Source organism: Aestuariivirga sp., from assembly GCF_046093005.1.
Taxonomy (GTDB): domain Bacteria; phylum Pseudomonadota; class Alphaproteobacteria; order Rhizobiales; family Aestuariivirgaceae; genus Aestuariivirga.
On sequence record NZ_JBJTER010000079.1, the window covers coordinates 22,263 to 48,312 of the forward strand.

Annotated in this window: 26 protein-coding genes; 15 read left to right on the forward strand and 11 right to left on the reverse strand. The window is 63.2% G+C overall.

Annotation, left to right across the window (positions count from 1 at the left end; all coding sequences use genetic code 11):
* Positions 1-187: 187 nt before the first annotated feature.
* The 5 genes from ACKOED_RS06395 to ACKOED_RS06415 all read left to right on the forward strand — a co-directional run bounded on the left by ACKOED_RS06395 (position 188) and on the right by ACKOED_RS06415 (position 5,251).
* Positions 188-1,720, forward strand: coding sequence for an ABC transporter substrate-binding protein (locus ACKOED_RS06395; protein ID WP_408915747.1), 1,533 nt, complete (start codon positions 188-190; stop codon positions 1,718-1,720).
* 61 nt (positions 1,721-1,781) lie between these two features.
* Complete coding sequence (locus ACKOED_RS06400) at positions 1,782-2,789, forward strand: ABC transporter permease (RefSeq protein WP_408915748.1); 1,008 nt, start codon at positions 1,782-1,784, stop codon at positions 2,787-2,789.
* Positions 2,782-3,597 carry an ABC transporter permease gene (locus ACKOED_RS06405; protein WP_408915749.1) on the forward strand — a complete coding sequence of 272 codons (816 nt, stop codon included), beginning with the start codon at positions 2,782-2,784 and terminating at the stop codon, positions 3,595-3,597. The genes ACKOED_RS06400 and ACKOED_RS06405 overlap by 8 nt, the downstream gene beginning before the upstream one ends.
* A complete protein-coding gene (locus ACKOED_RS06410; RefSeq protein WP_408915750.1) occupies positions 3,594-4,439 on the forward strand; it encodes an ABC transporter ATP-binding protein in 846 nt (281 codons plus the stop codon). The genes ACKOED_RS06405 and ACKOED_RS06410 overlap by 4 nt, the downstream gene beginning before the upstream one ends.
* A complete protein-coding gene (locus tag ACKOED_RS06415; RefSeq protein WP_408915751.1) occupies positions 4,439-5,251 on the forward strand; it encodes an ATP-binding cassette domain-containing protein in 813 nt (270 codons plus the stop codon). Before ACKOED_RS06410 ends, ACKOED_RS06415 begins: the two co-directional genes overlap by 1 nt.
* On the opposite strand, the gene ACKOED_RS06420 is transcribed toward ACKOED_RS06415, so the two are convergent.
* From ACKOED_RS06420 to ACKOED_RS06430, 3 genes are all read right to left on the reverse strand, one after another.
* Complete coding sequence (locus tag ACKOED_RS06420) at positions 5,233-6,579, reverse strand: hypothetical protein (protein WP_408915752.1); 1,347 nt, start codon at positions 6,577-6,579, stop codon at positions 5,233-5,235. The two genes, ACKOED_RS06415 and ACKOED_RS06420, sit on opposite strands and share 19 nt — an antisense overlap.
* 104 nt (positions 6,580-6,683) lie before the next feature.
* On the reverse strand, positions 6,684-8,462 hold the full coding sequence (locus ACKOED_RS06425; protein WP_408915753.1) for an APC family permease: 1,779 nt from the start codon (positions 8,460-8,462) through the stop codon (positions 6,684-6,686).
* Positions 8,455-8,586, reverse strand: a complete 132-nt coding sequence (locus ACKOED_RS06430; protein WP_408915754.1) for a hypothetical protein — start codon at positions 8,584-8,586, stop codon at positions 8,455-8,457. The genes ACKOED_RS06425 and ACKOED_RS06430 overlap by 8 nt, the downstream gene beginning before the upstream one ends.
* Positions 8,587-8,826: 240 nt before the next feature.
* Between ACKOED_RS06430 and ACKOED_RS06435 the strand changes: the two genes are divergently transcribed.
* Positions 8,827-11,088, forward strand: a complete 2,262-nt coding sequence (locus ACKOED_RS06435) for a DUF1989 domain-containing protein (protein ID WP_408915755.1) — start codon at positions 8,827-8,829, stop codon at positions 11,086-11,088.
* Between the two features lie 11 nt (positions 11,089-11,099).
* Here the strand turns inward: ACKOED_RS06435 and ACKOED_RS06440 are convergent, their stop codons facing one another.
* A complete protein-coding gene (locus tag ACKOED_RS06440) occupies positions 11,100-12,440 on the reverse strand; it encodes a flavin-containing monooxygenase (RefSeq protein ID WP_408915756.1) in 1,341 nt (446 codons plus the stop codon).
* A gap of 202 nt (positions 12,441-12,642) precedes the next feature.
* Between ACKOED_RS06440 and ACKOED_RS06445 the strand changes: the two genes are divergently transcribed.
* Positions 12,643-13,107: a hypothetical protein gene (locus ACKOED_RS06445; protein ID WP_408915757.1), complete on the forward strand. Its 465-nt coding sequence runs from the start codon at positions 12,643-12,645 to the stop codon at positions 13,105-13,107.
* Between the two features lie 138 nt (positions 13,108-13,245).
* Here the strand turns inward: ACKOED_RS06445 and ACKOED_RS06450 are convergent, their stop codons facing one another.
* Complete coding sequence (locus ACKOED_RS06450; RefSeq protein WP_408915758.1) at positions 13,246-13,698, reverse strand: c-type cytochrome; 453 nt, start codon at positions 13,696-13,698, stop codon at positions 13,246-13,248.
* Positions 13,699-13,909: 211 nt separating this feature from the next.
* On the opposite strand from ACKOED_RS06450, the gene ACKOED_RS06455 reads away from it, so the two are divergent.
* The gene (locus ACKOED_RS06455; protein ID WP_408915759.1) at positions 13,910-14,032 is read left to right on the forward strand and encodes a hypothetical protein; all 123 of its coding nucleotides are present in this window, start codon (positions 13,910-13,912) and stop codon (positions 14,030-14,032) included.
* Here ACKOED_RS06455 and ACKOED_RS06460 read toward each other — a convergent pair.
* Together ACKOED_RS06460 and upp are read right to left on the reverse strand one after the other, a co-directional pair.
* A complete protein-coding gene (locus tag ACKOED_RS06460; RefSeq protein ID WP_408915760.1) occupies positions 14,029-14,820 on the reverse strand; it encodes a response regulator in 792 nt (263 codons plus the stop codon). The genes ACKOED_RS06455 and ACKOED_RS06460 overlap by 4 nt on opposite strands.
* Positions 14,821-14,914: 94 nt before the next feature.
* Positions 14,915-15,562, reverse strand: coding sequence for a uracil phosphoribosyltransferase (gene upp, locus ACKOED_RS06465; RefSeq protein ID WP_408915761.1), 648 nt, complete (start codon positions 15,560-15,562; stop codon positions 14,915-14,917).
* A gap of 169 nt (positions 15,563-15,731) precedes the next feature.
* Here upp and ACKOED_RS06470 point away from each other — a divergent pair, with 169 nt between their 5' ends.
* Positions 15,732-16,235: a VOC family protein gene (locus ACKOED_RS06470; RefSeq protein WP_408915762.1), complete on the forward strand. Its 504-nt coding sequence runs from the start codon at positions 15,732-15,734 to the stop codon at positions 16,233-16,235.
* Positions 16,235-16,837 carry an NAD(P)H:quinone oxidoreductase gene (gene wrbA, locus ACKOED_RS06475; protein ID WP_408915763.1) on the forward strand — a complete coding sequence of 201 codons (603 nt, stop codon included), beginning with the start codon at positions 16,235-16,237 and terminating at the stop codon, positions 16,835-16,837. Before ACKOED_RS06470 ends, wrbA begins: the two co-directional genes overlap by 1 nt.
* 6 nt (positions 16,838-16,843) lie before the next feature.
* Here the strand turns inward: wrbA and ACKOED_RS06480 are convergent, their stop codons facing one another.
* Both ACKOED_RS06480 and ACKOED_RS06485 read right to left on the reverse strand, forming a co-directional pair.
* Entirely contained in the window at positions 16,844-17,944 is a 1,101-nt protein-coding gene (locus tag ACKOED_RS06480; protein WP_408915764.1) for a pyridoxal phosphate-dependent aminotransferase, read from the reverse strand.
* 13 nt (positions 17,945-17,957) lie between these two features.
* Positions 17,958-18,212, reverse strand: a complete 255-nt coding sequence (locus ACKOED_RS06485; protein WP_408915765.1) for a hypothetical protein — start codon at positions 18,210-18,212, stop codon at positions 17,958-17,960.
* A gap of 137 nt (positions 18,213-18,349) precedes the next feature.
* On the opposite strand from ACKOED_RS06485, the gene ACKOED_RS06490 reads away from it, so the two are divergent.
* The 4 genes from ACKOED_RS06490 (at position 18,350) to ACKOED_RS06505 (ending at position 22,522) form a co-directional block, all read left to right on the forward strand.
* Positions 18,350-19,126, forward strand: coding sequence for a hypothetical protein (locus ACKOED_RS06490; RefSeq protein ID WP_408915766.1), 777 nt, complete (start codon positions 18,350-18,352; stop codon positions 19,124-19,126).
* Between the two features lie 72 nt (positions 19,127-19,198).
* On the forward strand, positions 19,199-20,371 hold the full coding sequence (locus tag ACKOED_RS06495; RefSeq protein ID WP_408915767.1) for a patatin-like phospholipase family protein: 1,173 nt from the start codon (positions 19,199-19,201) through the stop codon (positions 20,369-20,371).
* A gap of 536 nt (positions 20,372-20,907) precedes the next feature.
* The gene (locus tag ACKOED_RS06500) at positions 20,908-21,297 is read left to right on the forward strand and encodes a hypothetical protein (RefSeq protein ID WP_408915768.1); all 390 of its coding nucleotides are present in this window, start codon (positions 20,908-20,910) and stop codon (positions 21,295-21,297) included.
* A gap of 112 nt (positions 21,298-21,409) precedes the next feature.
* Positions 21,410-22,522 carry an AI-2E family transporter gene (locus ACKOED_RS06505; protein WP_408915769.1) on the forward strand — a complete coding sequence of 371 codons (1,113 nt, stop codon included), beginning with the start codon at positions 21,410-21,412 and terminating at the stop codon, positions 22,520-22,522.
* Here the strand turns inward: ACKOED_RS06505 and ACKOED_RS06510 are convergent.
* Both ACKOED_RS06510 and acs read right to left on the reverse strand, forming a co-directional pair.
* A complete protein-coding gene (locus ACKOED_RS06510; protein WP_408915770.1) occupies positions 22,450-22,920 on the reverse strand; it encodes a hypothetical protein in 471 nt (156 codons plus the stop codon). The genes ACKOED_RS06505 and ACKOED_RS06510 overlap by 73 nt on opposite strands.
* A gap of 71 nt (positions 22,921-22,991) precedes the next feature.
* On the reverse strand, positions 22,992-24,935 hold the full coding sequence (gene acs, locus ACKOED_RS06515) for an acetate--CoA ligase (protein ID WP_408915771.1): 1,944 nt from the start codon (positions 24,933-24,935) through the stop codon (positions 22,992-22,994).
* A gap of 90 nt (positions 24,936-25,025) precedes the next feature.
* On the opposite strand from acs, the gene ACKOED_RS06520 reads away from it, so the two are divergent.
* Positions 25,026-25,910, forward strand: coding sequence for a hypothetical protein (locus ACKOED_RS06520; RefSeq protein ID WP_408915772.1), 885 nt, complete (start codon positions 25,026-25,028; stop codon positions 25,908-25,910).
* Positions 25,911-26,050 lie beyond the last annotated feature (140 nt).

Genomic DNA, 26,050 nt, shown 5'->3' on the forward strand with positions numbered 1-26,050 from the left:
TGATCTCCGATCCCGGAATTTGCAACTATAATCAGGCTGATGATGGATCTGCCAAGACCGGTCCGGGCGCCATGGTGGCGTCCGGGAGGCCACTGAAAAATGCACTTGAATATTTCTTTCCCGGAGGCCCAAAATGCTTTTTGACGCCGTCGCCAGCGTGAGCGAACGGGCAAAAGGGAGGAGTTTCATGACCCATCTATCGAGACGCCAGCTGCTCCAGCTGGGAGCGGCCGGGCTGCTCATTGGCAATGGCCTTGCGATCGGTTCCGCGCATGCCGAAGGCAGCACGGTGACCATCGCCTATAACGTCAACCTGCCATCCTGGGACCCGACCACCGGACTATCCGCGGTCAACCCGACTATCCAGGCGATCTACCGCTCGGTGTTCGACCAGTTCATCGGCCAGAAGCCATCGCTTGAATTCCAGCCGGGCCTGCTCACCGGCTGGGGCTGGAGCGACGACAAGAAACAGGTGTGGATGACGGTTCGCGAGGGGGTGAAGTGGCATGACGGCTCGCCCTTCACGGCCGAGGACGTGGTGTGGTCGCTCGAGCGCGCCGGCAAGATGGACGGCGGCAATCCGATTGCCTTCATCTGGTCCAAGATCGGCAATTTCAAGATCGACGGCAACAGGATCACCGCCGATGTGCTGCAGTTCGAGCCGACGCTGTTCAAGTGGATGGCCTTCCTCACCGGCTATGTGATGCCAAAGGCCTATTACGAGAAGGTGGGGGCGGAAGGCTTCGAGGCCAAGCCGATTGGCACCGGCCCCTACATGGTCGATCAGTTCGAACGCAACGCCTTCGTGCGCCTCAAGGCCAATCCGGATTACTGGGGCGGCAAGCCGGCCTTCGAGACGGTGGTGTTCAAGTTCGTGCCCGATGCCACGAGCCGCGTGGCGGAGATCGAATCCGGCTCCTCTGACGTTACCGTCGATGTGCCCTTCGAGGAATATGACCGCCTGAAGGACAAGGACGGGCTTTCAGGCGCCGTCACCCCGATCTCGGACATCGGCATGATCTTCCTCAACAACGAGGGCCCGATGCTGGACAAGAATGTCCGCATGGCGGCCGCCATGTCGATCGACAAAAAGGCCATCGTCGATAAGCTGTTGCGCGGCTACGCCACGCCCATCAGCACGCTGCAGGCGCCGGAATACACCGCCTTCGATCCCTCGATCGCCGTTCCCTATGACCCCGACAAGGCGAGGGAACTGCTCAAGGCCTCCGGCTTCAGCCCCGAGAATCCGGTGAAGTTCAAGATCCAGACCACCCGCGGCCTGAAGCCCAAGGACTATGAGATGGTGCAGGCCATCGTGGGCATGTGGCGCAAGGTGGGGATCGAGGCTGAAATCGAGGTCTACGAAATCGCCAAGCACTATGAGCTGCGCGCCGCCGATCAGCTGGCCCCCGCGGCCTTCTACAACTGGGGCAACGCGATCGGCGATCCGACCACATCGACGGGCTTCGCCATGTTCGGGCCGAGCCCGCATTCGGTGTGGAACACCGACGATCTGGACGGCATGATCGGGCCCCTGTGGGGTGAGGCCGACGAGGCCAAACGCATCGACGGCTGGAAGGCGGTGGATAAGTACATCGCCGAGAATGCCTATGTCATCCCGCTGATCCAGTACCAGCAGCCGATCCTGTTCAAAAAGTCGATCAAGGTCACGCCGAACGTCGCCGGTTCTCCGGAGCCTGCGCAGATGTCACCGGCCTGAGATCACGCCTTCAAGCTGCGAGGCCCGGCTCTGCCGGGCCTCTATGCTTGCGGGACCACCCATGCCCCTTGCCCTGATCATATCGCGCGCGCTCTCCGCCATCGCCACGCTCTTCGGCGTCATGGTGGTGGTGTTCGTTCTGGTGCGCGTGGTGCCGGGAGACCCGATCGCCATGATGATCGCACCCGGCGCATCAGAGGCCGACATCGCGGCGCTGCGGGCGCTGTACGGCCTCGACCTGCCCATCTGGGAACAATTCTGGGTCTGGTTCCGGCAGGTACTGGGCGGCGATCTCGGCACATCAATCTCAATGAAGCAGAACGTGCTGGCCATCATCGCCGACCGGCTTCCGGCCACGCTCGAACTGGCCATGATGGCCCTCATCATGGCGGTTCTGTGGGGCGTGTTCATCGCGCTGCTGTCCACGGCGTGGCGCGGCACAATCGCCGAGCGCCTGATCGATAACTTCAATGGCATCATGCTGGCGGTTCCCGACTTCATCTGGGGCCTCACCTTCGTGCTGCTGTTCGGCGTACTCGTGCCACTTTTCCCGATTTCAGGAAGAAGCGATCCGTTGGTCGATCCGGGACTTTCGACACAATTCTTCATCCTGGAAGGCCTGCTGCGCGGCAGGTTCGCCTTCGTCTGGGATGTGCTGCGGCACATGCTTCTGCCGGCCTGCGCACTTGCCTTTCCGCTCGCAGCCGTCATCGGCCGGGTGCTCAAGAACACCATGACCGACGTGATGGTGCAGGACTACATCCTGCTCGCCCGTATCAAGGGCCTGTCGCGTCCGCGCATCCTGCTGCAGGAGGCGCTGCGCAACGCGGCGGTGCCGGCGCTCGCGCTGACCGGCGTGCAGTTCACCTTCCTGATCGGCGGCACGGTGATCACCGAACGCATCTTCTCATATCCCGGCATCGGCAATCTGGCGATCGATGCCGTCATCAACCGCGACCTGCCGCTCATTCAGGGCCTCGTGCTGACATTTGGCATCATCTTCATCATCGTCAACATGGCCGTGGACGCGATGACCGCCTGGCTCAATCCGCGGCTGCGCCATGCCTAGCGACCCGCGCATCTGGCTGGGCGGCGGCTTCATCCTGCTGCTTTTTCTCGCGGCAGTCTTCGCTCCGCTGATTGCGCCTTTCGATCCGCTGGAACAGGACCTGATGCTGGCGACTATCGGGCCGGGCCAGGAACCCGGCCACTGGCTCGGCACCGACAGCCTTGGGCGGGACGTGCTGTCACGGATGATCTACGCCACCCGGATCGCGCTCACTGTTGCCTTGGTGGCCGCCATCCTCGCCTGCGTGCTGGGCACGGCGCTGGGGCTGCTGGCCGGTTATTTCGGCGGCTGGCTCGACGCGTTGGTTTCGCGGCTCATCGACGTTTGGATGGCATTTCCGCCAGTGCTGCTTTCGATCCTGCTCGTCGCGGTGCTCGGGTCGGGGCTGCATTCGGTGATTGTGGCCATCGTGGTCATCGACTGGACGCGCTTTGCCCGCGTGGTGCGCGCTGAAACCATGCAGCAGGCGAAGCTTGAATATGCCGAGGCCGCCGTGGCGCTTGGCATGGGCCGTTTCGGCGTGCTGTTGCGGGAAATTCTGCCCAATGTCCTTCCCGTCGTGCTGGTGCTGCTGTCGCTCGAGATGGGCATCGCGGTGATCGTCGAGGCGATCCTGTCCTTCGTGGGCCTTTCGGTATCGACTGATACACCAACCTGGGGCGGCATGATCGCCGAAGGCCGCCAGATCATCTATCAGGCCTGGTGGGTGCTGGTGTTTCCACTGGCAGCGCTGTTCCTCACGGTTCTCGCCTTCAACCAGTTGGGTGACGGCTTGCGCGAATGGCTTGATCCGGTGCTGAAGCGATGACGCCGGTCATCGACATCCGCGGTCTTTCGGCGCGCTCCGCCGCGGGGCCCGTTCTGCGCGGCGTCTCGCTCAGCGTCAATGCGGGTGAGGTGATGGCGCTGGTGGGCGAGAGCGGTGCCGGCAAGTCCACCATCGCCAAGGCGGTGCTGGGCATCTTGCCCGCCGGTATCACGGTCACCTCAGGCACGATCATTTTTGAAGGCGAGGACCTGCTGGCGCTGCCGGCCAAAGCCTTGCGCGAGCTGCTCGGCGTGCGCATCGCGCTGATCCCACAGGATCCGCAGACCTCGCTCAATCCGGCCCGCCGCATCGGCGATCAGCTCACCGACGGACTGCGGCTGCGCGCCGGACTGAGCCGGTCAGCGGCGATGGCGCGGGCCTCCGAGCTATTGAACGACGTCCGCATTCACGAGCCGGAGCTTGTGCTGCGCCGCTATCCGCATGAGCTGTCGGGCGGCATGCGCCAGCGTGTGCTGATCGCGCAGGCCTTCTCGCTCAACCCCCATGTGATTATTGCCGACGAACCGACCACCGCGCTGGACGTAACCGTGCAGAAGCAGGTTCTTCGCCTGATCCGTGACATGCAGCGCCAGCACCGCACCACGCTGCTGTTCGTCACCCACGACCTCGGCGTGGTGGCCCAGATATCCGACCGCATGACGGTGCTCTATGGCGGGAAAGTGCTGGAACAGGGCGCAACGGCGGCCATCCTGCGGGCCCCGCAGCATCCTTATACGCGCGCGCTGCTGGCTGCCAGCCCTCGCTATGACATGCCGGAGCAGAGCCTGAAACCAGTGCCCGAAGAACTTATCCTGGAACTCAAGCGGGAGATCGCTGGCTGATGCTCGTCGAAGCCCGCAATATCTCGCTCGATGTGCCGGATATGAACCACCGGGCGGTGTTTGGCGCGCGCCGCAGGCTGCGCATCCTGCGCAATGTGTCACTGAGCATCGCCAAGGGAGAAACCGTTGGCATCGCAGGTGAGTCGGGATCCGGCAAAACATCGCTGGGACGCACGCTGCTGCGCCTCCACGAGCCTGGCGAAGGCAGGCTGCTGTTCGACGGGGCGGACATCACCCATGAAGATCCCGCCAGACTAAAGCCGCTGCGGCGACGCATGCAGATGATTTTTCAGGATCCCCAGTCCTCGCTCAACCCGCGCCAGACTGTGGGCCGCATCCTAAGCACCGCGCTTCGCCTGCACGGGCTTCCGGCGGATAGCAGGACTCTAAGCGCCATCCTCGACCGCGTCGGGCTTCCAGCGTCCGCGCTGACCCGCTATCCGCACCAGCTTTCCGGCGGCCAGCGGCAACGGGTGGGCATTGCACGCGCCATTTCTCTGAAACCCGATTTCGTGGTTGCCGACGAGATCGTCTCTGGCCTCGATGTCTCAACCCAGGCGCAGGTGCTCGATCTGTTGCGGAGCTTGCGCGCCGACATGGGCATGGCGCTCGCCTTCATCAGCCACGACCTGTCGGTGGTGCGGCACCTGTGCGCCCGAGTCGTCATCATGCGCGAGGGCGGGATCATCGAAACCGGTGACACCGCGCGTGTCTTCGCCGCGCCGCAGACCGCCTTCACCCGTACCCTCATCGACAGCATTCCGCTGCCGGAGATTCGTCCCGGCTGGCTGGATCAACCCGCCTCCAGATAGCGCTGCACCTCGAATGCGCTCACCACGCGGCGGAACACCGCGTCCTCGGCCTCGCAGATCGCCGCATAGTGATCGACGAACGGATCGCCGAACAGAGCCCGCGCCCTGGCGCTCGCCCGGAAGCGGTTGGTAGCGGAGAGCAGGTCGAGCGGCAGGCGTTCGGCCCCTTCCGGAATCTCGTTGGGTCCGCCGGACGTGATGGCGGGCGTCTTCAACTTGAGGCGTCGTTGCACGCCATCGAGACCCGCGCCCAGCATGGCCGCCATCGCCAGATGCGGGTTCATGTCGGAGCCAGGAAGGCGCAATTCCAGCCGCGTCGTTTCCGGGGTCTCGGCGGCCGTCCGCACCGCGGCGGCATAGTTGTAGGGCGCCCAGCTCACGGTCTTGGGCGCCCAGCTTCCGGGCGCCAGGCGGCGATAGGCATTGACCGTGTTGCCGATCATCGGGAACAGCTCCGGCACTGTCTCGATGACGCCCGCCAGGAATGACTTGGCGGTGGCCGAAAGGCCATTCGGATCATCCGCAGCGCCGAACACGTTCCGGCCCGAAGCGCGGTCGCGCAGAGAGAGATTGATATGCCCGCCGATCCCCGGGAAACCGGCGCCGGTGAGCGACATGAACGAGGCTGTAAGGTTCCTCTGCCGGCAGAAGGCCTTGGTGAAGAGGCGGAAGAAAGCGGCATCGTCGGCGGCACGCATGGCATCACGGTGCTTCAGCGTGGCCTCGAAACAGCCCGGCCCCAGTTCGGCGGAAAGCGAGAACAGGTCTATGTCGGCAGCCGCAAGACAGGCTTCGAGATCGCGCACGAAACCGGCGTGAACCGCGGCCGTCTGCCCGGACCAGCAGCGATTGTCCGGCGCGAATTGGGCGAGATTTGAAAAGTTCTTGGCGCGCAGGCTTTCTGCCGTCTCATTCAGCACGATGAATTCGAATTCGGTAGCCGCGGCGATGTCATAGCCCATGGCGGCGGCCTTCTCAGCCTGGGCAGCCAGCAGCCGCCGCGGCATGATGCCGGCTTGAGGCCCACTGTAATCCGCCACCAGCGCGGCGGCATTGGCCTCGAAAGGATAGGGCCTGAGCGACGCGATGTCGTAGCGCACCGTCTCGCTCCGGTAGGGGCCGGGGAAGAGGATCGATTCCGCCAGGTCCCATTTCGGCGGAACATTGGCAAACACCGCCGTATCCGCGCCGGCCAGCAGCTCTTCACGCCGCAGCCGCCGCTCGCGGAACGCGGCGCCAAAATCGAAGACGCCCACATGCACAACATCCGCTTTGAGCGCGTCAAGCGCTTTGGCAAGTGCCGCGCGGCAGCTTTTCGATTTAGGCATTGCTGTTCTCCCGTTCCGTTTCAGGTGAAGGCTTCCACGACCGCGCCCCAAATGCAAACCGGCGGGAACTGGTCCCGCCGGTTCGGATTGTCTGGCGCCGCCGCCTAGGATGGCAAGACGAAGAACCAGTTCGCCCAGAGCACCAATATTGCTCCGGCGATCAGCGTCACATAGGGCCACATGCCGGCCTTGCGCTCGCCAAGGTCGCCCTCCTTTAATCCCAATTCTTCAAGCGCGCCTTTCGGGAACTTGCCGCCATCCTGAACATAGTGACGGAAGATAAACACCGGGATGATTAGAGCCGCGAAGATCAGCCCTGCCCACAAGGGGGAAAGCGTACCGTGGCCCGTTCCATAGACCTTGGCGCCCGCGCCCAGAAACAGGGCGTTGACGAAAGCGAGCACGGTGTTGAGGCCGATCAGGAAGGTAGGCGCCTTCCACGGACGCGCCACGTGCCCTGAGTCCACGCGATGCATCCAGCCGGCGTTGAGGTTGAGGAAGTTGAAGACAATGTAGCCGACGTTAGAAATCGCCAGCACGTAGAAGTATCCCGTCACGTCGGATGCCAGCGCCAGCAGGAAGACGTTGAAGCCGAGGTCCGTCCACATGGCGCGGGTTGGCGCGCCATTCTCGTTCACCTGGGTGAGGTAGCGCGGCAGCCAGCCGTCCTTCGATCCCTGATAGAGGGTGCGCGACGATCCCGCCATGGCGGTCATGATGGCCAGGAACAGGGCGAGGATCATCAGGATCACGAAGATCTGGGTGACCACCTTGCCGCCGCCGAGCATGTTGCCGAGCGCTTCGCCGATGCCGGTGCCGTCCACGATGCCAGGGGCGATCATGCCAGCTGAGCCCAACACGCCCTGGAAGGAGAAGGGGATCAGGAAGAAGAACACGCAGCAAAGGAGCCCAGCGAAGAAAATGGCCTTGAAGGTGTCGGTCTTCGGGTTCTTGAGCTCACGCGTGTAACACACCGCGGTTTCGAACCCGTAGGTCGACCAGGCGGCGATGTAGAGGCCGCCAAGGAACAAGGTCAATCCGCCCAGCGTCCAGGCCGTCGCATCGACGCCCGAATAGGCGGCGGTGGGCGGCACAAAACCCAAGACATTCGCGGAATTGATCGATCCCGTCAGGATCGGCACCAGGCCGACGAGCAGCAACGGCACCAGCACGATGATGGCCAGCCACTTCTGCGCGGTGGCCGTTGACGCGATGCCCCGATGCTGGATGGCGAAGATGATCAGCATCAGGATGACGCCGATAAAGAAGACGGAATTCAGCTGTAGCGTTCCGAAACCGGCTATTTCCAGCTTGAACAGATACCAAGTGCGGATTGCCGGGGTGAGCGCCTCAACGCCAGCCTGGGTGGCCACCGCCTTGATGGCATCAGCCTCCGCAATGCCGGCATTGGCGGCCATATAATCGATCACCGACTGGGTCTGCGCTGTGAACTGGCTGGCATTGGCCGCCACCCAGTCGACGACCGCTTGCGAATCCGCCGCCGGGATCTGAAACAGCGCATTGAGAATGTAGCCCGCGGCGATGGCGCAGCCGAGCGACAGCACCGGGCTCCACGCGAACCAGTTGCACCATACCGACAGCGGCGCGATGAATTTTGAATATCTCAGCCAGGCCGTAGCGCCATAAACCGAGGCGCCGCCCGACTTGTTGCCGAACATGCCGGCAATTTCGGCGTAGGTGAAGGACTGCAGGAAGCCCATCGTCATGGAAATGATCCACACGACAAAAGCGAGTTGTCCGGTGGTGCCGGCGATACCGCCGATCGAGAACAGCACCAGCGGCGGCACGCCAGCGGCGACCCAGAAGGCCCCCCGCCAGTCGAGCGCGCGCACCAGCTCGCGCGAATTTGCGTTGTCAGACATAAGCATCTCCTCCAAAGTTCAGTTTTTTTATGATTGCTTCGAGGGAGAAGTTCGCCGCCATCCGCGGCATGCGCCCCACATCGCCCATCCACGCCACGCCGGATCTGCGCCCGTTCGCCTGCATGATTGTCCCCTCTGCCGCCCCATCCCAAGGCTGCGCCGGATAGTGAGATGACGGGGAAAGGTCGTCAAGTGGCTTTGCATTGGTTGAAATTGGATATCCTAGGCTTCAGTTCAGTCATCATCCGCTTATGCTGCACCGCAACATCATAATGATTGCGGCGGGTGTCCAGATCACCCATTCGCAACCGCTTTCGCCCAATTTGACCTTGTCCCCGCCTGCTTTTGACCATAGGCTTCAAACATGAGCGAATTGGCCATTCTCCCGCCGCCGCGCCCAAGCACGATCCTCCGTCCAGGGCTGCGCAGCCTGCCCTTCGGCACCGAGCGCTATGTGGTGAAAGGCGGCGGTTCCCTGGCTGTCAGGATTGCCGCGGGAGACCGGCTCAAACTTGTCGACATCGAAGGCCTGCAACCCGCCGAACTGGTGGCAACGGGTGGCGATGGCAGCGCTGATTGCGCCATTCTGGGCGTGCCGGGTGGCAAGCCCATGCTGCGGGTGTTCGGCAGCGGACCCGCCGGCGAGGCCTGCGAATTCACCGTCCAGCGCGACGGGCTGCTCAGGGTCTCCGCTCCCGGCAGCGCCATGGACCTCGCCCGCCAGGACACGGCAACCGGCCTTCTGCTGTTCGTCGTGCGCGCCAACCCGGTTCAATACAAGTCGGGCCTGACGCCCCTGCCCGAGCCCTTGCGTGATCCGCTGCAGGACATCCGCGTGAGGGCGGCAACCGCCCGCGCATTTACCGTCAAGGCCGGCGAATTCATCCAGATCATCGATGTCGACGGGCGCCAGATGACGGATTTCCAGTGCTTCTCAGCCCGCAAGCTGGACAAGGGAATTGAGAACGCGCTTGATGCCACCGTTACCCGCACGCTCACCGGCCGGGCGCTTCCCGTGCCAGGGCTTCCGTCCAAGGCTTTTGGCTTTGATTTCGAGCCGCTTGTGGAGGTCGTCCAGGATACGGTGGGCCGCCATGACGCGTTTGCCACCGCCTGTAACGCCCGCTACTATGACGATATCGGCTATCCGGGCCATGTGAACTGCACCGAGAATTTCAACCGCGCGCTCGAGCCCTACGGCATCGCCAGGCGCCGGGGCTGGGAAGCGCTCAACTTTTTCTACAATACGCGCATGGACGCGGCCGACCAGATCGTCTCGGACGAGGCGTGGTCGCGCCCGGGCGACTATGTTTTGCTCCGCGCGCTGACCGATCTCGTCTGTGTGAGTTCTTCCTGCCCGGACGATGTCGACCCCGGCAATGGCTGGAACCCCACCGACATTCACGTCCGCACCTATGGCGCCGACAACACCTTCTCCAGAGCAGTGGCCTATCGCATGACACCCGATGCCGACCCGCAGATGACCAAGGAAACCGGCTTTCACCCGCGCCTTTCCGCGATGACGCGGAACTTCGTCGAGTATCGCGGATACTGGCTGCCGAGCCGCTTCACCAACGGTGGCGCCATCGACGAATACTGGGCATGCCGGCAGAAATGCGTGGTGCTTGATCTCTCGCCCTTGCGCAAGTTCGAGGTGCTGGGGCCGGATGCCGAAGCCCTGTTGCAGTATTGCCTGACGCGCGACATCCGCAAGCTGGGCGTGGGCCAGGTGGTCTACACCGCGATGTGCTATCCCAATGGCGGCATGATCGACGACGGCACGGTGTTCCGCCTTGGCGCCAACAATTTCCGCTGGATCGGCGGCGATGACTACGGCGGCGTGTGGCTGCGCGAACAGGCGGAGAAGATGGGCTACAAGGCCTGGGTGCGGTCATCCACAGACCAGCTGCACAACATTGCCGTGCAGGGCCCGGAAAGCCGCGAGCTGATGAAGGAAATCATCTGGACATCGCCGGCGCAGACGGCCATCGGCGAACTGGAATGGTTCCGCTTCTGCATCGGCCGCATCGGCCATTTCGAAGGGCCGCCGGTTGTCGTGTCCCGCACCGGCTACACGGGCGAGCTGGGCTATGAGATCTTCTGCCACCCGAAGGACGCGAGTGCCGTGTTCGATGCCGTGTGGGAGGCCGGCCAGACGCGCGGCATCAGGCCCATGGGCCTCGAAGCGCTGGACATGGTCCGTATCGAGGCCGGATTGATCTTCGCAAATTATGAGTTCAACTCCGAGACCGATCCGTTCGAAGCGGGCATCGGCTTCACCGTGCCGCTCAAGAGCAAGACCGAGGATTTCATCGGCCGCGCAGCGTTGGTTGAGCGCAAGGAGCATCCCCGCCGGAAGCTCGTCGGGCTCGAGATTGACGCCAATGAGGCGGTGGGCCATGGCGACTGCGTGCATATGGGCCGGGCTCAGGTGGGCATCGTCACCAGCGGCATGCGCTCACCGCTGCTCGGCAAAACCATCGCGCTGGCGCGCGCCGATGCGCTGAACGCCGCCATCGGCACCGAAGTGGAGATCGGCAAGCTGGACGGCCATGCCAAGCGCCTGCCGGCCCGGATCGTGCGCTTCCCGCACTACGATCCGGACAAGCTGCGGCCCCGCTCCTAGCGGCCGCCGCTTCACTTCACGGCGAGATAGGCCTCCATCGAATCGTCGAGCGCGTCCTTCCACGGCGTGTGGTGCTTGGGCGCCATGTTGCCGGTCATCACCGAGCGATAGCCGTGGTTGCGGAAGCCCATGATGTCTTCCATCTTGTGGTGTTCCCACTCCATGAAGGTCTTGTTCACGGCTTCAATGTCGAAGTCCGGATAATCGGTAGCCGCGATCAGCTCCTTCACATAGTCGCCCTGGAACCAGATCATCTGCTCAGCGTCCTGAAGCTTTTCCTCGCGCTTCAGCCACTTGGTCCAGTCCTTCTTCATCGCGTCCGTCTTGGGCAGCTTGATGCGGCCCATGATGATGTCGCGCACATACCAGGCCTGGGCATCGAACATGTTGAAGGTATAGAACTGGTCCTGCATGCCGACATAGAAGAGCCGCGGATTGTTCTGCCAGACCACGCCCTTGTAGAGGTTGGCGGGCCACAGACGGTTGGTGGTCTTGAGCCGCAGCTCCTCCGCCAGGAACGGGAAGTAATGCTGATAGCCCGTGCACAGGATGATCGCGTCGACCTCCTTGGTGCTGCCGTCCTTGAAGTGAACCGTCTTGTTGACAATCCTCTGCAACAGAGGACGCTCCTCGAAGTTCTTGGGCCATTTGAAGCCCATCGGCCGCGAGCGGTACGTGGTCGTCACCGACTTGGCGCCGTACTTCCAGCATTGCGAGCCGATGTCCTCCGCCGAGTAGCTGCGCCCGACGATCAGCACGTTCTTACCCTTGAACTCCAGCGCGTCGCGGAAATCGTGGGCGTGCAGCACGCGGCCGTTGAACCCGTCGAGCCCCTCGAAGAACGGCACATGCGGCGTCGAGAAGTGGCCGGAGGCGCAGATCACATAGTCGAAGTCTTCCGTCCACATCTTGTCCTTCGGGCGGTCATGGACGGTGACCTCGAACTTCTTTTTCTTCTGGTTCCAGTTCACCATGCGCACTGGCGTGTTGAACCTGATCCACTTGCGCACCCCAGCCTTCTTGACGCGGCCGGCGATGTAGTCCCACAGCACGGCGCGCGGCGGATAGGAGGGGATCGGCTTTCCGAAATGTTCCTCAAACGTATAGTCGGCGAATTCGAGGCACTCCTTTGGTCCGTTGGACCACAGGTAGCGGTACATCGAACAATGCACCGGCTCACCATATTCATCGAGCCCGGTCCGCCAGGTATATTTCCAAAGCCCGCCCCAATCGTCCTGCTTCTCGAAGCACACCACCTCCGGAATCTTGGCGCCCTTCTTCTTGGCTGACTGAAAAGCCCTCAGCGCCGCAAGGCCCGACGGGCCAGCTCCGATTACTGCTACGCGCGTCATGGAAATCCTCCCAAGCTGATGGTCTGCCCGGAAGCGGGGAAACCAATTGCAACCATATTAGGCGAACTCTATACCAATCTGTAAAGTGGCTTTTGGACGGAAAAGCATGCGGCAATTGAACAATACTGCACTGCAGCAGGAGTTTGTCGGATGGCAATGCCGTATCCGGCAGATGGCGGTGCGCAATCATGAAGGCATGCCGATGCCTGCCATGCGCCCCCGGGTTTCCACGCGGAAGGGCGAGGTTCTGGCTCCTGCCCTGACGCTACTGCTGGTGCCGGAAGAGGCGGGCCCGTCTCTGGCCTTCCTGCGCTTCCAGGTTCAGAAGACGCCCGACCATAACCAGACCCGCAATGCGGTGGTCAGCTACTTCGCGGGCGAGTTCTATCAGCTGCCGGAGCTGTTCCGGGATGAAATGACCGCCGTATTCGCGCCGGGATCAGAACTGGCGACGCGGATGGTCAAGCTTAAGGAAGTGCTGCTCGACTTCTCTCAGTATAATCAAAGTTACAGGATGTTCGCCAAAGTCCGCCAGCTCCCCGCTGGCGATGAAGACCGCGAATTCAGCCTGTGGCACGCCCGCGCCTTCAACCGGAACATTCCGAATTCCTCCATGGTCTTGGGTTTCAAGCCGGACTGGAGGAGCGCCATCGGCGCCACGGGCTGAAGCGAGGCGAAATAGACGGCCGCGACCTCTCACTCGTGGCAGACAGCTGATTTCACGGCATGACTGTGTTCCCGGACACGGTCTGCATCATGCGCAAACCATGTCCGCAAGAGCCTGCAACGCGAAAAATCTTGCTGCCTAATCCGCCTGGCGGAACTTCTCATGGCAGCTCTTGCAGGTTGCGCCGAGCGCCGGGAAGGCCGCCTTGAACGATGCTTCGTCAGCCGATGCTTTGACCGCCGTGAAGGCCTTCACATAGTCCGCCGCGGCGGCATCAAAGCCGGCCTTGTCGGTCCAGATTTCTGCCTTCGCCTCGGTCTTCACGGCGCCGCCTGGCTTGGTGTCCTGGCCCCACCAGCTGTCCCAGCCGGCGCAGGCCTGTTCGGCTTCCGCGACAGCGGCGTCGATCGCCGCCTTGTCATAGGCGCTCTCGCCCTTCAGGACCGGCACCATGACCTTCATCATCTTGACATTGGCCTTCATGCAGGCCTGGCGGGCCTCGATCGGGTTGGCTTCAGCCATGGCGGATGAGCCAAAGGCCAGAGCGAGCACACCCGCCGTCACCAGTGTCGAAAGCGATTTGAAACCCATGTCTCTCTCCTGTCTGCAGAACATCTGAATCATCAAACCTTAAACTTTATGCGGGCAACTTTCCATCGGCTTTTTGCCGCCGCCCCGTCACGGAACCGCCTCTATCGGGCCAACAGACCGCCCCAGGCCGCGCCTATAAGAGCAATTAGCAAGTCCTTAAGCGCGGCCATTCACAATGAGTTTCCAATTCCAGGAGTCAGGGGAAGTTTTCATGCCTGTTCAGCAAAGCACACAGACCAAGCCGGAGGAGCGCAAGCCGGCCGCGGTAAGCCCCGAGCTCCGCGAGTTTCTGCACCTGCTGAAGTCGCTTGAAGCGAAGCCTGCGGCGCGCTAACCGCGAAGAAAGCTGACCGTTTCACGGGCGGCGCCCAGCATGGGGCCGAGCGCCTCGTAGATTTCCGCTTCCGAACGCGCAGCTTCAAGCGCCCGTACCATCCACACCAGCCTGGTCATTGCAAAGGCCCGCCCGACGCCCGCCAGTTTCGCGGCATGGCCCAACAGCGCATGTTCCCGGCGGTTAGCGCGCGCGTATTCGATCTGGCGAATACCGGTTTCGATATCCCTGCAAGCGATTTCAGCAAGCTGCCGAAACACTTGCTCGTCAAGGCCCCGGCGCAGCTCCGCGAAGCGCAATTCGTCGAACAAGGGCGGAACCAGATCCACCGCGGGCCTGGCCCTGATCCGGGCCAGCGCGCTGGCCAGCGCCTGATGCAGTTCGTTACGGTTGGCGGGCTTCGAAAGCGCGATGTCGAAGGTCTCGCGCCAGTCCCCGGCCCGCATCGAATCGGCGAGAAATGCCGAGAGCGCCATCAGCGGCGCGGCCGCCGAGGGCCCGCCAAGCCTGCGTATTGAGCGTGCGGCGGTGATTCCATCCATCACCGGCATCTCGATGTCGAGCACGATAACGTCGAAGGAGTTTTCAGCGGCGCTCTTCACCGCCTGTTCGCCGTGGATCGCCATGTCGACGTCGCAGCCCATGCCCTTCAGCATGGCGCCGGTGACGATGCGCACCGGGTCGCAGTCTTCGGCGAGCAGAAGCCTCGGGCGCCGCCCATCTGGCCCAAGCAGCTTCAGCGAAGTCCGTCCTGCGCTTGCACTGCTCGCCGCCGGTGGCGCCATCATCAGATCCGATCCGTTTCTGCCGGATTCTGACGCTAGCGGCGAAAGGTTTTTAATTGGTGTGGGCCCGGCGGGCCGCCGCCCGGTTGGTAAATTTTTACTTGGTGCCGAACATCCGGTCGCCGGCGTCGCCAAGCCCCGGCACGATATAGCCATGATCGTTGAGATGGCTGTCCACGGCCGCGGTGTAGATCGGCACGTCGGGGTGTTCCGCCGCCACCCGCCTGATGCCCTCCGGCGCCGCCAGCAGGCAAACAAGGCGCACGTCCCTGGCGCCGCGGTCCTTCAGCTTCTTGATCGCATAGGCGACGGAGTTGCCGGTGGCGAGCATCGGATCGACGACGATCACCGGGCGTTCGCCGATATCGGCCGGCACCTTGAAGTAATATTCAACCGGCTGCAGGGTCTTGGGGTCGCGGTAAAGGCCGATGTGGCCCACCCGGGCCGAGGGCATCAGATCGAGCATGCCTTCCAGCAGTCCATTGCCGGCCCGCAGAATCGAGACGATCACCAGCTTCTTGCCCTTGAGGATCGGGGCCTCCATCTCGGCCAGCGGCGTCTCGATGGTCTGGGTGGTGATCGGCAGGTTGCGCGCCACCTCATAGGCCAGCAACAGGCTGATCTCCCGCAGCAGCTGGCGGAACACGGCGGACGGCGTGTTCTTGTCGCGCATCAGCGTCAGCTTGTGCAGGATCAGCGGGTGGTCCACCACCACGAGCGTTTTCGGAAGCGCTGCCTCGGCCATGACATGTCTCCTTCTGGACCCGCCCGCTGTTTTGCGGAATGAGACCGGGGAATTCAAGCCTGCACGGCAGCCATCCACTGATTTAGGGTCTCGGTTCAAGCCATTGCTTGTATGGCCATGCCGCAATCGCTATTTCAGCGCTCACTATTCTCCAGCAACCAGGAGCGCCATGTCCGGAAATAGTTCCATTCCGGCCGCAACCCGCATCGGCCATGTTCACCTGAAGGTTTCGGACGTCCAGCGGGCGCTGGATTTCTATTGTGGCGTGCTGGGCTTCGATCTGCAGCAGATGTATGGCGCTCAGGCGGCCTTCGTGTCAGCTGGCGGCTATCACCATCACATCGGGCTCAACAGCTGGGAGAGCGCGGGTGGCGCGCCGCCGCCGCCCGGCGCCACCGGCCTGTTTCATGTGGCCATTCTCTACCCGGAGCGCGCCGACTTGGCCGCCGCCCTGGCCCGGCTGATTGCCCACCGCTTGCCGCTCGACGGCGCCGCCGACCATGGCGTGTCGGAAGCGCTCTATCTCCACGACCCCGACCATAATGGCATCGAACTTTACTGGGACAGGCCGGAGAGCCAGTGGCCGCGAAACCCGGATGGCAGCCTCGCCATGTTCACGCGCCGGCTTGACCTTGACGATCTTCTCAAAACCCAAACGGAAAGGAAACAATGATGACGAAAGTGCTCGTGCTCTACTATTCTTCCTGGGGCCACATGGAGCAGATGGCTTATGCCGCCGCTGAAGGCGCCAGGGAAGCGGGCGCCGAGGCCGATGTGAAGCGGGTTCCCGAACTCGTGCCCGAGGAGGTCGCGAAGGCCTATCACTTCAAGCTCGACCAGAAGGCGCCGGTCGCCACGCCCGAGGAGCTCGCCAACTATGATGCGATCATCTTTGGCTGCGGCACGCGGTTCGGCACCATGGCCTCGCAGATGCGCAGTTTCATCGACCAGACCGGCGCGTTGTGGGCGAAACAGGCGTTGCTCGGCAAGGTCGGCTCGGCCATGACCTCTTCCGGCACCCAGCATGGCGGCCAGGAATCAACCTTGCTCGGCTTCATCCCGACCATGATGCATCACGGCATGGTGGTGGTCGGCCTTCCCTATAGCTGGGCCGGCCAGTCTGGCGTTGATGAGATCCGCGGCGGCTCACCCTATGGCGCCACGACGGTCACCGGCTCCGACGGCAGCCGCCAGCCTGCAAAGCATGAGCTTGACGGCGCCCTCTTCCAGGGCCGTCATGTGGCGGAAATCGCCGCCAAGCTGGCCAGGAAATAGGCGCGGCTACAGCGCGGCCTTCAAGGCACGCGGCAGTTCGGCGGCGAGGATGCGCAAGTCCGCCGCCGAACCCGCCGTGATGCGGATGCAGCGGTTGAGCGGTTCCACCCCTGGCATGCGAACGAATATGCCGGCGGCGGCCAGCGCCTCAAGCACCCGGCGGGCATAGGCCCCGTCCCGACCGACATCAATGGCCACGAAATTGGCCGCCGAGGGCAATGGCGTGAGCCCGAGGCTCCGGGCGATTGCCGCAATCTCCTCGCGGGCCTCGGCCACCTGACGCACCACCTGTTGCAGATAGTCCTGGTCGGCGAGTGCCGCCACGCCCGCGGCCTGCCCCATGCGGGTGATGCCGAAATGATTGCGGATCTTGTCGAAGGCGCCGATCACGCCGGCATGGCCGATGCAATAGCCCAGCCGCATGCCGGCCAGCCCATAGGCCTTGGAAAAGGTCCGGAACCGCAAGACCTGCGGGTTTTCGACATCCAGAGGCGGAAGCGTGCCCGGCGGCGCGAACTCGCCATAGGCCTCGTCCAGCATCAGCAGCGTTCCGGCCGGCAAGCCGGCGATCATGGTTGAGATTGCCTCCGCGTTCCACCAGCCGCCCATTGGGTTGTCGGGATTGGCGAAATAGATGAGCCGGGCGTTCTCGCGGCGCGCCAGATCGAGCAGCGAGGCGGGGTCCTCGCGGTCCTCGACATAGGGCGCCATCACCAGCCTGCCGCCATAGCCCTGCACATGGAAATTGAAAGTGGGATAGGCGCCGCGCGAGGTGGCAACCGTCACCCCCGGCTCGACGAACAGCCGCACGGCATAGCCGAACAGCCCGTCGATCCCCTCGCCCACCATGACATTGGCGGGCGCCACGCCAAGGTGCCGCGCCAGGGCGTGGCGCAGCTCATGGTTTTCCGGGTCACAGTAGCGCCACATCTCCGGGGCGGCCGCGCGCATCGCGTCCACCACCCTGGGCGAGGGGCCGAAAACGCTTTCATTGGCGCCGAGCCGGGCGCGGAACAGAAGGCCGGTCCGCCGCTCAAGCGCCTCCGGCCCCACGAAGGGCACCGAAGACGGGAGCGTTTCGACGAGCGGCGTGAATGGCGCCTGCATGATAGGCCGGTATTTAGCCCCGTTTAGGTTCGACGCAACGGTACCAGCCGCCAGCATAATTGATGTGCGGGCGCGCGCCATCAGGCCACTTGGGACTGCTGCAGTCTTTCATGGCTCTTTGATAAAGTGCTTGATCCGCCGGTGAACGCTGACCGGCCTGACCGGAGCCGGCGGCAACAATCAACAGAGCGGAGGCAATGGCTATTTGTGCATACCGAAGCGTCATGATGACCTCCTTGGTGTTAAACCAGAGATAGACGTGAAACATGGCAATTTCCAGACCTGGGCCCGCCCGGCCAGCACTTCTCCTGGCGGTCTTGGGGGCCCAAAGGATTGCAGCTGGATACATGTTCCCGCCAGCGCGGCCATGGTGTATTGGCCGTGACTGGTAAGGAGATTCGGAAAATGAAGGCAACGATCACCGCTCTTGCCATCGCGCTGCTTGCGGCCGCCGCCCAGCCGCCGCCCGCCAGGGCGGCGGATATGGCGCCGCCGGAGCCGTCATCCGACTGGAGGTTTACGGCAAGCGCCTATCTCTGGGCCACGGGTCTCAGCGGCCAGACCGGGGTATTCGGGTTTCCGCCCCAGGACGTAGACATCAGTTTCGCCGATATCTGGGAGAAACTGGATTTCGCGATCATGGGAATTGGCGAGGCGCGCAAGGGCCCGTTCGTGCTGGGAATGGACGTGACCTACAGCAAGCTCAGCGCCGACCCCGCAACCCCGTTCGGCATTCTGGCCCAGACGGTCGATGTGACGGTCACCTCGTGGATGGTGACGGGCGCGGCCGGCTATGCCGTGCTCGATACGGATGAGTTGGGCATCGATTTGTTTGCCGGCGGGCGTTTGTGGTCCGTGCAGAATGATTTCGCCCTGAACGGCGGTCTGCTCGACGGCATTGAGGCGGATGACGGGGCCAGCTGGGTCGACCCCCTGGCGGGCGCCAAACTGCGCTGGAACCTGACGCCCGATATCTATGCCACGGGTTGGGCTTTCATCGGGGGGTTCGGCGTCGGATCGGATCTGATGTGGGACGTGATGGCCGGGGCCGGCTACAAATTCACGGATAACGTCTCGGTGTTCGCCGGCTACCGGGCGGCGAGCGTTGATTACAGCGGCGACGGTTTCGTTTACGATGTCGTCGAAAAAGGGCCGGTGATGGCCGCGGTCTTCCAGTTCTGATCGCGGGCATGGCCGCCGAGACATGATGTTAGGCCGAAATTTCAGCCCGGTCAGAGAAAGGCATTCCTCTTCTTGAAGCGCGTTCAGATGTTCCTGTTGATGGCGGTGAGCCTGGCGCTGTTGTCGTGCGCCGGGCCCACGGTCGATTCCTTGCGCGACCCGGTGCCCGAGCCGCTGGTGAACAATACGGTCGTTCCGGGCTACAGCCGCATACGTTATTGGGGCGATACGGATGAAAGCATATCGCCGGACGTGGTGGCCGAAGTGTTCGCCCAGCAGAAGGCGGCGGGCATGACGTCGCCGGAGCGGAGCTTTCTTGCCATCTCCGGCGGCGGCAGCAACGGCGCCTTCGGCGCGGGCTTGCTGACTGGCTGGACGGAGGCAGGAACGCGGCCCGAATTCGCCATCGTCACCGGGGTCAGCACCGGCGCCCTGATCGCCACCTTCGCGTTTCTGGGGCCGCCGTACGACAGCAACTTGACAAAGGCCTATACCCGGGTTTCAGGCGAGGACATCTACCGCAAAAGAGGTTTTCTCGGCCTTGTCAGTTCGGACTCCGTCGCCGACAACACCCCGCTCCGCCATATGGTGGAACTCTATGTGACCGACCAGATGGTGGCCGACGTCGCGCGCGAACATAAGCGTGGCCGCCGCCTGCTGGTCGGCACCACCAATCTCGACGCCGGACGTCCCGTGATCTGGGATATCGGAGCCATCGCCAGCAGCGGCGAGGCCAGCCGCCGCCAGCTGATCCAGGACATTCTGATCGCCTCGGCGTCGGTGCCGGGCGCGTTTCCGCCGGTCAAGATCAAGGTTGTGGCCGATGGCCAGACTTTCGACGAAATGCATGTCGATGGCGGCACGAGCAACCAGGCGTTTCTGTTTCCGTCCAATTTCTCGGTCAAGGACAACGACCGCCGGTTCAACCGCGGCAAGCTGAAGCGCGAACTGTTCGTGATCCGCAACGGCAAGGTGACGCCGGAATTCACCCAGGTGAAGCCAAGGCTGGCCTCGATCGTCTCGCGGTCGATCAGCACACTGATCAAAACCCAGGGTATTGGCGATCTCTACCGCCTCTATGCCAACGCCCAGCGCGACGGCATCGCCTTCCGCGCCATCTGGATTCCCGAAAGTTTCACCAAGACCGAGCCCAGCCCGTTCGACACCGCCTACATGAAGGCCCTTTATGAGCTGGGCTTCGAGATGGGCCGGAACGGCATTCCCTGGGAAAAATCTCCGCCCTGACCGCGGCTTGGCCACAACGCATTCAGCGCGGGGGGTGAGAACTTGACGCCAGGCCATGTCAACATGGCCTCGCTCTGGGGCTGCGGGCGTTTTGGTTTGCGGACGCCGGCGCCAGAAGCCCGGGCATCAGGGCATCGGGCGATGACTTGAACTCGGGTGCTCCAGGCAAACCTTTCATCATTGCCCGGCGCGACCGGGCAAGCCTCTTCGTGGCGGCGGCAAAAGGAGGCCCGCATCACGTCCGGGCATGATGAGCCTTGCGTAATTTGAGATTCACAAAATGGCTGCCCGGTGCTCCTGCCGCGCGGACTCGCGCGGCAGGAGGCCTGAAGGCCGTTCATGGCTGCGCACACTGGCTTATAAGTTGTATTAGAATTCTCGGTGCAACCTGAAACTGATTTTCCTGCGCGTTTGATACTATCGTGCCGCCAAAACTGTGAGGGCGTGAACGTCAGACGCCGGATTATCAGCAAGCTGTCAGGGCGCTTCATGCAAAACCGGGGTCGTCTAGAACTGGGGCTTGAACGAGGGACAACATGACCATCCTGCAGGAAGCAGAACCGGCCAAACTGGAGTCTGGCGGAAAGACAGAGGGGCTGGCAATGACCGCTCCAATCTCGGATTCCCAACATGGACGGGGAATCAGTATTTCTACCCGTGTCGCTGCCCGGCCGGACTCTGTAGGAACGATCCGGGAGGACGGGAATCTTGACGACCCGGATCTCTGGCTTGGGAATAGCGGCATGACAGACAAGGATGACCTGGGCGCGGTGCCCGACGCTTCGATGCTATCGCTCTTCAGGGGCCTGGTGAACTTCCTCATGGAGGAATCTCGCAAGCGCGGCTGGCAAGATATCTCCGACAATCTGGAGCAGGTGAACTCCGCGATCGCGAGGCGGGGGGACGGGAAACAGGGTCCTAACTGAAGCGCCGCCTGGCTGGCGGCAACCCGGCAATCCGAAACAGGCCGGACGCCGGCATATCTCCACTCTTCCTTTCGTGCTAACGTGGTTTTGCGCCACGGGAGGAGTGAAGAGCATGAACGACGCCAATGATGCACCGCGGGCTGAGCGGGGCCATGCCCCGCTGATCGAGAAATTCGCGCTTCTGGTGCTCTTCAGCCTCTTGCTGCTGGGCGTCTATCTCGTTCTGAAGCCGTTCGTGCTGGGGCTGGTGTTTGGCGGCATTCTGGCCATCGCCACCTGGCCCATCCGGAGCCGGCTGGTGGCGAGGGGGTTGTCGCCGAAACTGGCCGCCGGTTTGCTGCTGCTCACCTTGTTGCTGGTTGTGCTGGTGCCGGTCTTTGTTTCAGCACCGGACCTTGCGGCGGAGGTGAAGAGGGTCACCGAGCGTGTTGAAGTCTGGGTTCAGTCCTCGCCACCGGTGCCCGCCTGGCTTGCCGGCCTGCCGCTGGTTGGCGAGAGCATTGCTTCCACCTGGCATACGCTTCTCAACAGCACCGCAGATGCCAAGTCGGTGGTGGCGCCCTATGCGCAAGCGGCGCGGCAGTTCCTGATCGCGGCGGCCGAAGAGCTTGCCAGCAGCCTGATCAACCTGGGCATCGCCGTCTTCATGGCGACCACCTTCTGGGCCAGCGGCGATGAGATGGCGCGGGTCATGTCGGCGAGCCTGACGCAGCTGGGCGGGCGGAATCTCGCGGGCCTCATGGATGTGGCGGCCAACGCGGTGCGCGGCGTGTTCTATGGCATCATGGGCACCGCGGCGGCGCAGGGCCTCTTGATGATGATCGGCCTGTTCATGGCCGGCGTACCGGCGGCGGCGCCGTTGGGCTTCGTGACGCTGATCCTGGCCCTCAGCCAGGTTGGCAGCATTCTGATCAATCTCGTATGGGGCGGTGCCGCCTGGTGGGTTTATTCCCAGTCGGGCATGGGGCTGGCGTTCTGGTTCGTGGTGGTCTGGGGCCTGCTGGTCGTCTTCATCGAAAGTCCGCTGAAGCCCATGCTCATCGGCGCGCGCATGACACTGCCGATCATCCTCGTGCTGCTCGGCGTGTTCGGCGGGTTCATGTCATTCGGCTTTCTGGGCCTGTTCGTCGGGCCGACGCTGCTCGCCGTCGCCTATGAATTGCTGCGCGCCTGGCGCACCGGCGACGTGGAAGGCGGCGATGCACCCGCCGCGGGCGCGGACTGAGACGGCCTCGCGGTCCGAGGCCTCGGCCCCCGCGCCGCGCCTGACGGCTTTGGAGCCTTGTCCTTGGTGATCAGGAAGCGGATGTAGAAGAACACGCACACCCAGCTCACCAGCGCCGGGTAGAGCGCGAAAGTGTAATAGGCGACATCGGCTGGCCCGCCGCCGCCTTGCTGAAGCGAAAGGCCGGCGGCGGCCAGCAGCAGGGCGGTCATCACCACCGCCATCGCCTGCGCCGCCTCGAGCTTGTCCCTGAGCGCCGCCACGGCGACCCAGCCCCAGAAGAAGGCCATCAGGAAGAACAGGCTCTGCAGCATCCCGCCCACCACCAATGCATGCAATGCCATGGCGGCGGCGATCCAGAACAAACCCCAGTGGCGTGGCGCGGTTGTGTTCACCATTTACCAACCATGTCTCCCTCAGGGGGAGATGATAACGGCAAGTGGTGAACGAAATGCAACCGGGCGGGTCGCTAACCCTTCTTGTTCTGCCGGTTGGCCACCAGATCGTCGACGACCGACGGATCGGCCAGCGTCGAGGTGTCGCCCAGCGCGCCGAAATCATCCTCGGCGATCTTGCGCAGGATGCGGCGCATGATCTTGCCCGAGCGCGTCTTGGGCAGGCCCGGCGCGAACTGGATCTTGTCGGGCGTGGCAAGGGGGCCGATTTCCTTGCGCACATGGGCCACCAGGTCCTTGCGCAGATCGTCGCCGCCCGCCTCGCCGGCCATCAGCGTCACATAGCAGTAGATGCCCTGGCCCTTGATGTCATGCGGGTAACCGACCACCGCGGCCTCCGAGACTTTCGGGTGCGCCACGAGTGCTGATTCCACTTCCGCGGTTCCCAGACGGTGGCCGGAGACGTTGATCACGTCATCGACGCGGCCGGTGATCCAGTAATAGCCATCGGCGTCGCGCCGGCAGCCGTCGCCGGTGAAATACATGCCCTTGTAGGTGGAGAAATAGGTCTGCACGAAACGGTCATGATCGCCATAGACGGTGCGCATCTGGCCCGGCCAGGAATCGAGGATCACCAGATTGCCCGCCGTGGCGCCTTCGAGAATCTGGCCCTTGTCGTCGACGAGCGCCGGCTTCACGCCGAAGAACGGCCGCGTCGCGGACCCGGGTTTGAGCCTGGTGGCGCCCGGCAGGGGCGTGATCAGGATGCCGCCGGTCTCGGTCTGCCACCAGGTGTCGACGATCGGGCAGCGGCCGTCGCCCACCACGCGGTGATACCATTCCCAGGCTTCCGGATTGATCGGCTCGCCCACCGAGCCCAGCAGCCGCAGCGACTTGCGCGAGGTTCTGGCGACCGGGCCTTCGCCCGCGCCCATCAGCGCGCGGATGGCGGTGGGCGCGGTGTAGAAGATGTTGACCTTGTGCTTGTCGATCACCTCCCAGAACCGCGAATTGGTGGGATAGTTGGGAACGCCCTCGAACATCAGCGTGGTGGCGCCGTTGGCGAGCGGCCCATAGACGATGTAGCTGTGGCCGGTCACCCAGCCCACATCCGCCGTGCACCAGTAGATGTCACCGTCGTGATAGTCGAAGACATAGTGGTGGGTCATCGAGGCGAAGACCAGATAGCCGCCGGTGGTATGAAGCACGCCCTTGGGCTTGCCCGTCGAGCCCGAGGTGTAGAGGATGAACAGCGGATCCTCCGCCTTCATCTTCTCGGGCTTGCATTCGGCGGGAACCGTGGCGGCCTCTTCGTGATACCAGACATCGCGGCCCTGGGTCATCGCCACCTGGCCGCCGGTGCGGCGCACCACCAGCACTTTCTCGTTGCCCGCGCAGCGCTTCAGCGCCTCGTCGGTATTGGCCTTGAGCGGCACCTTGCGGCCGCCGCGCAGGCCCTCATCCGCGGTGATGATCATCTTCGAATTGGCGTCGTTGATGCGGCTCGCCAGCGAATCCGGGCTGAAGCCGCCGAACACGATCGAATGAATGGCGCCGATCCGCGTGCAGGCCAGCATCGCATAGGCGGCTTCCGGAATCATCGGCAGGTAGATGGTGACGCAGTCGCCTTTCCTGACGCCGTTCTTCTTCAGCACATTGGCGAAGCGGCAGACATTTTCGTAAAGCTCGTTGTAGGTGATCTTCTTGTCGTAATAGGGGTCATCGCCCTCCCAGATGATGGCCACCTGGTTGCCGCGCTTCTTCAGGTGCCGGTCGATGCAATTGTAGGAGACGTTGAGAACCCCATCCTCGTACCATTTGATGGACACGTTTGGATATTGATAGCTGGTGTTCTTGATCTTGGTGGGGGCCTTGAACCAGTCGATGCGCCGGGCGTGCCTGGCCCAGAACTTGGCGGGGTCCTTGACCGAGTCCGCATACATTTTCCTGTAGGCGGCATCGTCGACATAGGCCTTCTTCTTCCACGAGGCCGGGACCGGATAGACTTTCTCGGACATAGGCGCATTCCTCCCAGACATGCCGAATTTGGGGTGTCTTCTGACGGCATGATCTATAGCCTGCAATGAGACTCCTGTCTAAGAGGCGGCATGACCACCCCCCGGCACCTGAGCCTGTTCGTCGCCCTTGGCCTGTTCTGGGGCATGTCCCCCAGCCTTTACCGCTACTGGGGCGAGGCGGGGGTGGCGGTCACCCATGTGATCGTGATCACCGGCCTCGGCGTGGGGGTGGCGCTGGCGCTGATCTGCCAGTGGCGCGGCATTGACTGGTGGGGCGGCCGGCGGCTGCAGCTGTTCGGGCTCGGCTGCGCGGCGCTGATGAACGTGCCGTTCGGGCTGGGCCTGTGGTTCGCCCGCCATGTGCCGCCCACCGAGCTGGCGCTGATCATTTCCACCGCGCCGATCGTCAACTATCTGGTGGCCCTGGTCACCCGCCGGGAGAGCGCCACTTCACGGCGGCTGCTGGCCATCCTTCTGGGTTTTCTCTCCACCGCCATCCTGGTGATCACCCGCGAGGGCATGCTGTCGGGCGAGGTGTCGTGGTGGCTGGTGGCCTCGTTCCTGCTGCCGGTGCTCTATGCGGCCTATAACTGGTTCGCCGCCATCTGGTGGCCGCCGCGCGTTCACGCCATGGCGGCCGGGGTGGCGGAATCGATCTGGTCCGGTCTTCTCGCCCTGCCGGTGCTGCTGCTGTTCGCGCCGCCCTGGGCGGCGGCCCCCATCTCCGCCGCGGCTTACGGCTCGCTGGTCTTTGCCATCGCCATGTGGACGCTGGAGCGCATCGCCTTCTTCACGCTCATCAAGGAGAAGGGCGCGGTGTTCACCGTGCAGGCGGTCTATCTCGCGACACCCTCGGCGGTGGTGATCGCGCTGGCGCTTTATGGCGGGGCTGATATCTGGCTGTTCGTCTCGCTCGCCGTGCTGATGGCTGCGCTCTACCTCAACAATACCGGCTCAGCCGCCAGACCGGCGTAAACCTGAACCGGACCCGCGTCATGAGTGGCGTGATGAAGGCGTTTCCCAGGCTGCGGCACCCCTCACCCTCCCATTGCTGGCGCAATGGGCCCCAACCCTCTCCCCGCTGGCGCGGGGCGAGGGAGTTTTTTCAAAATCCC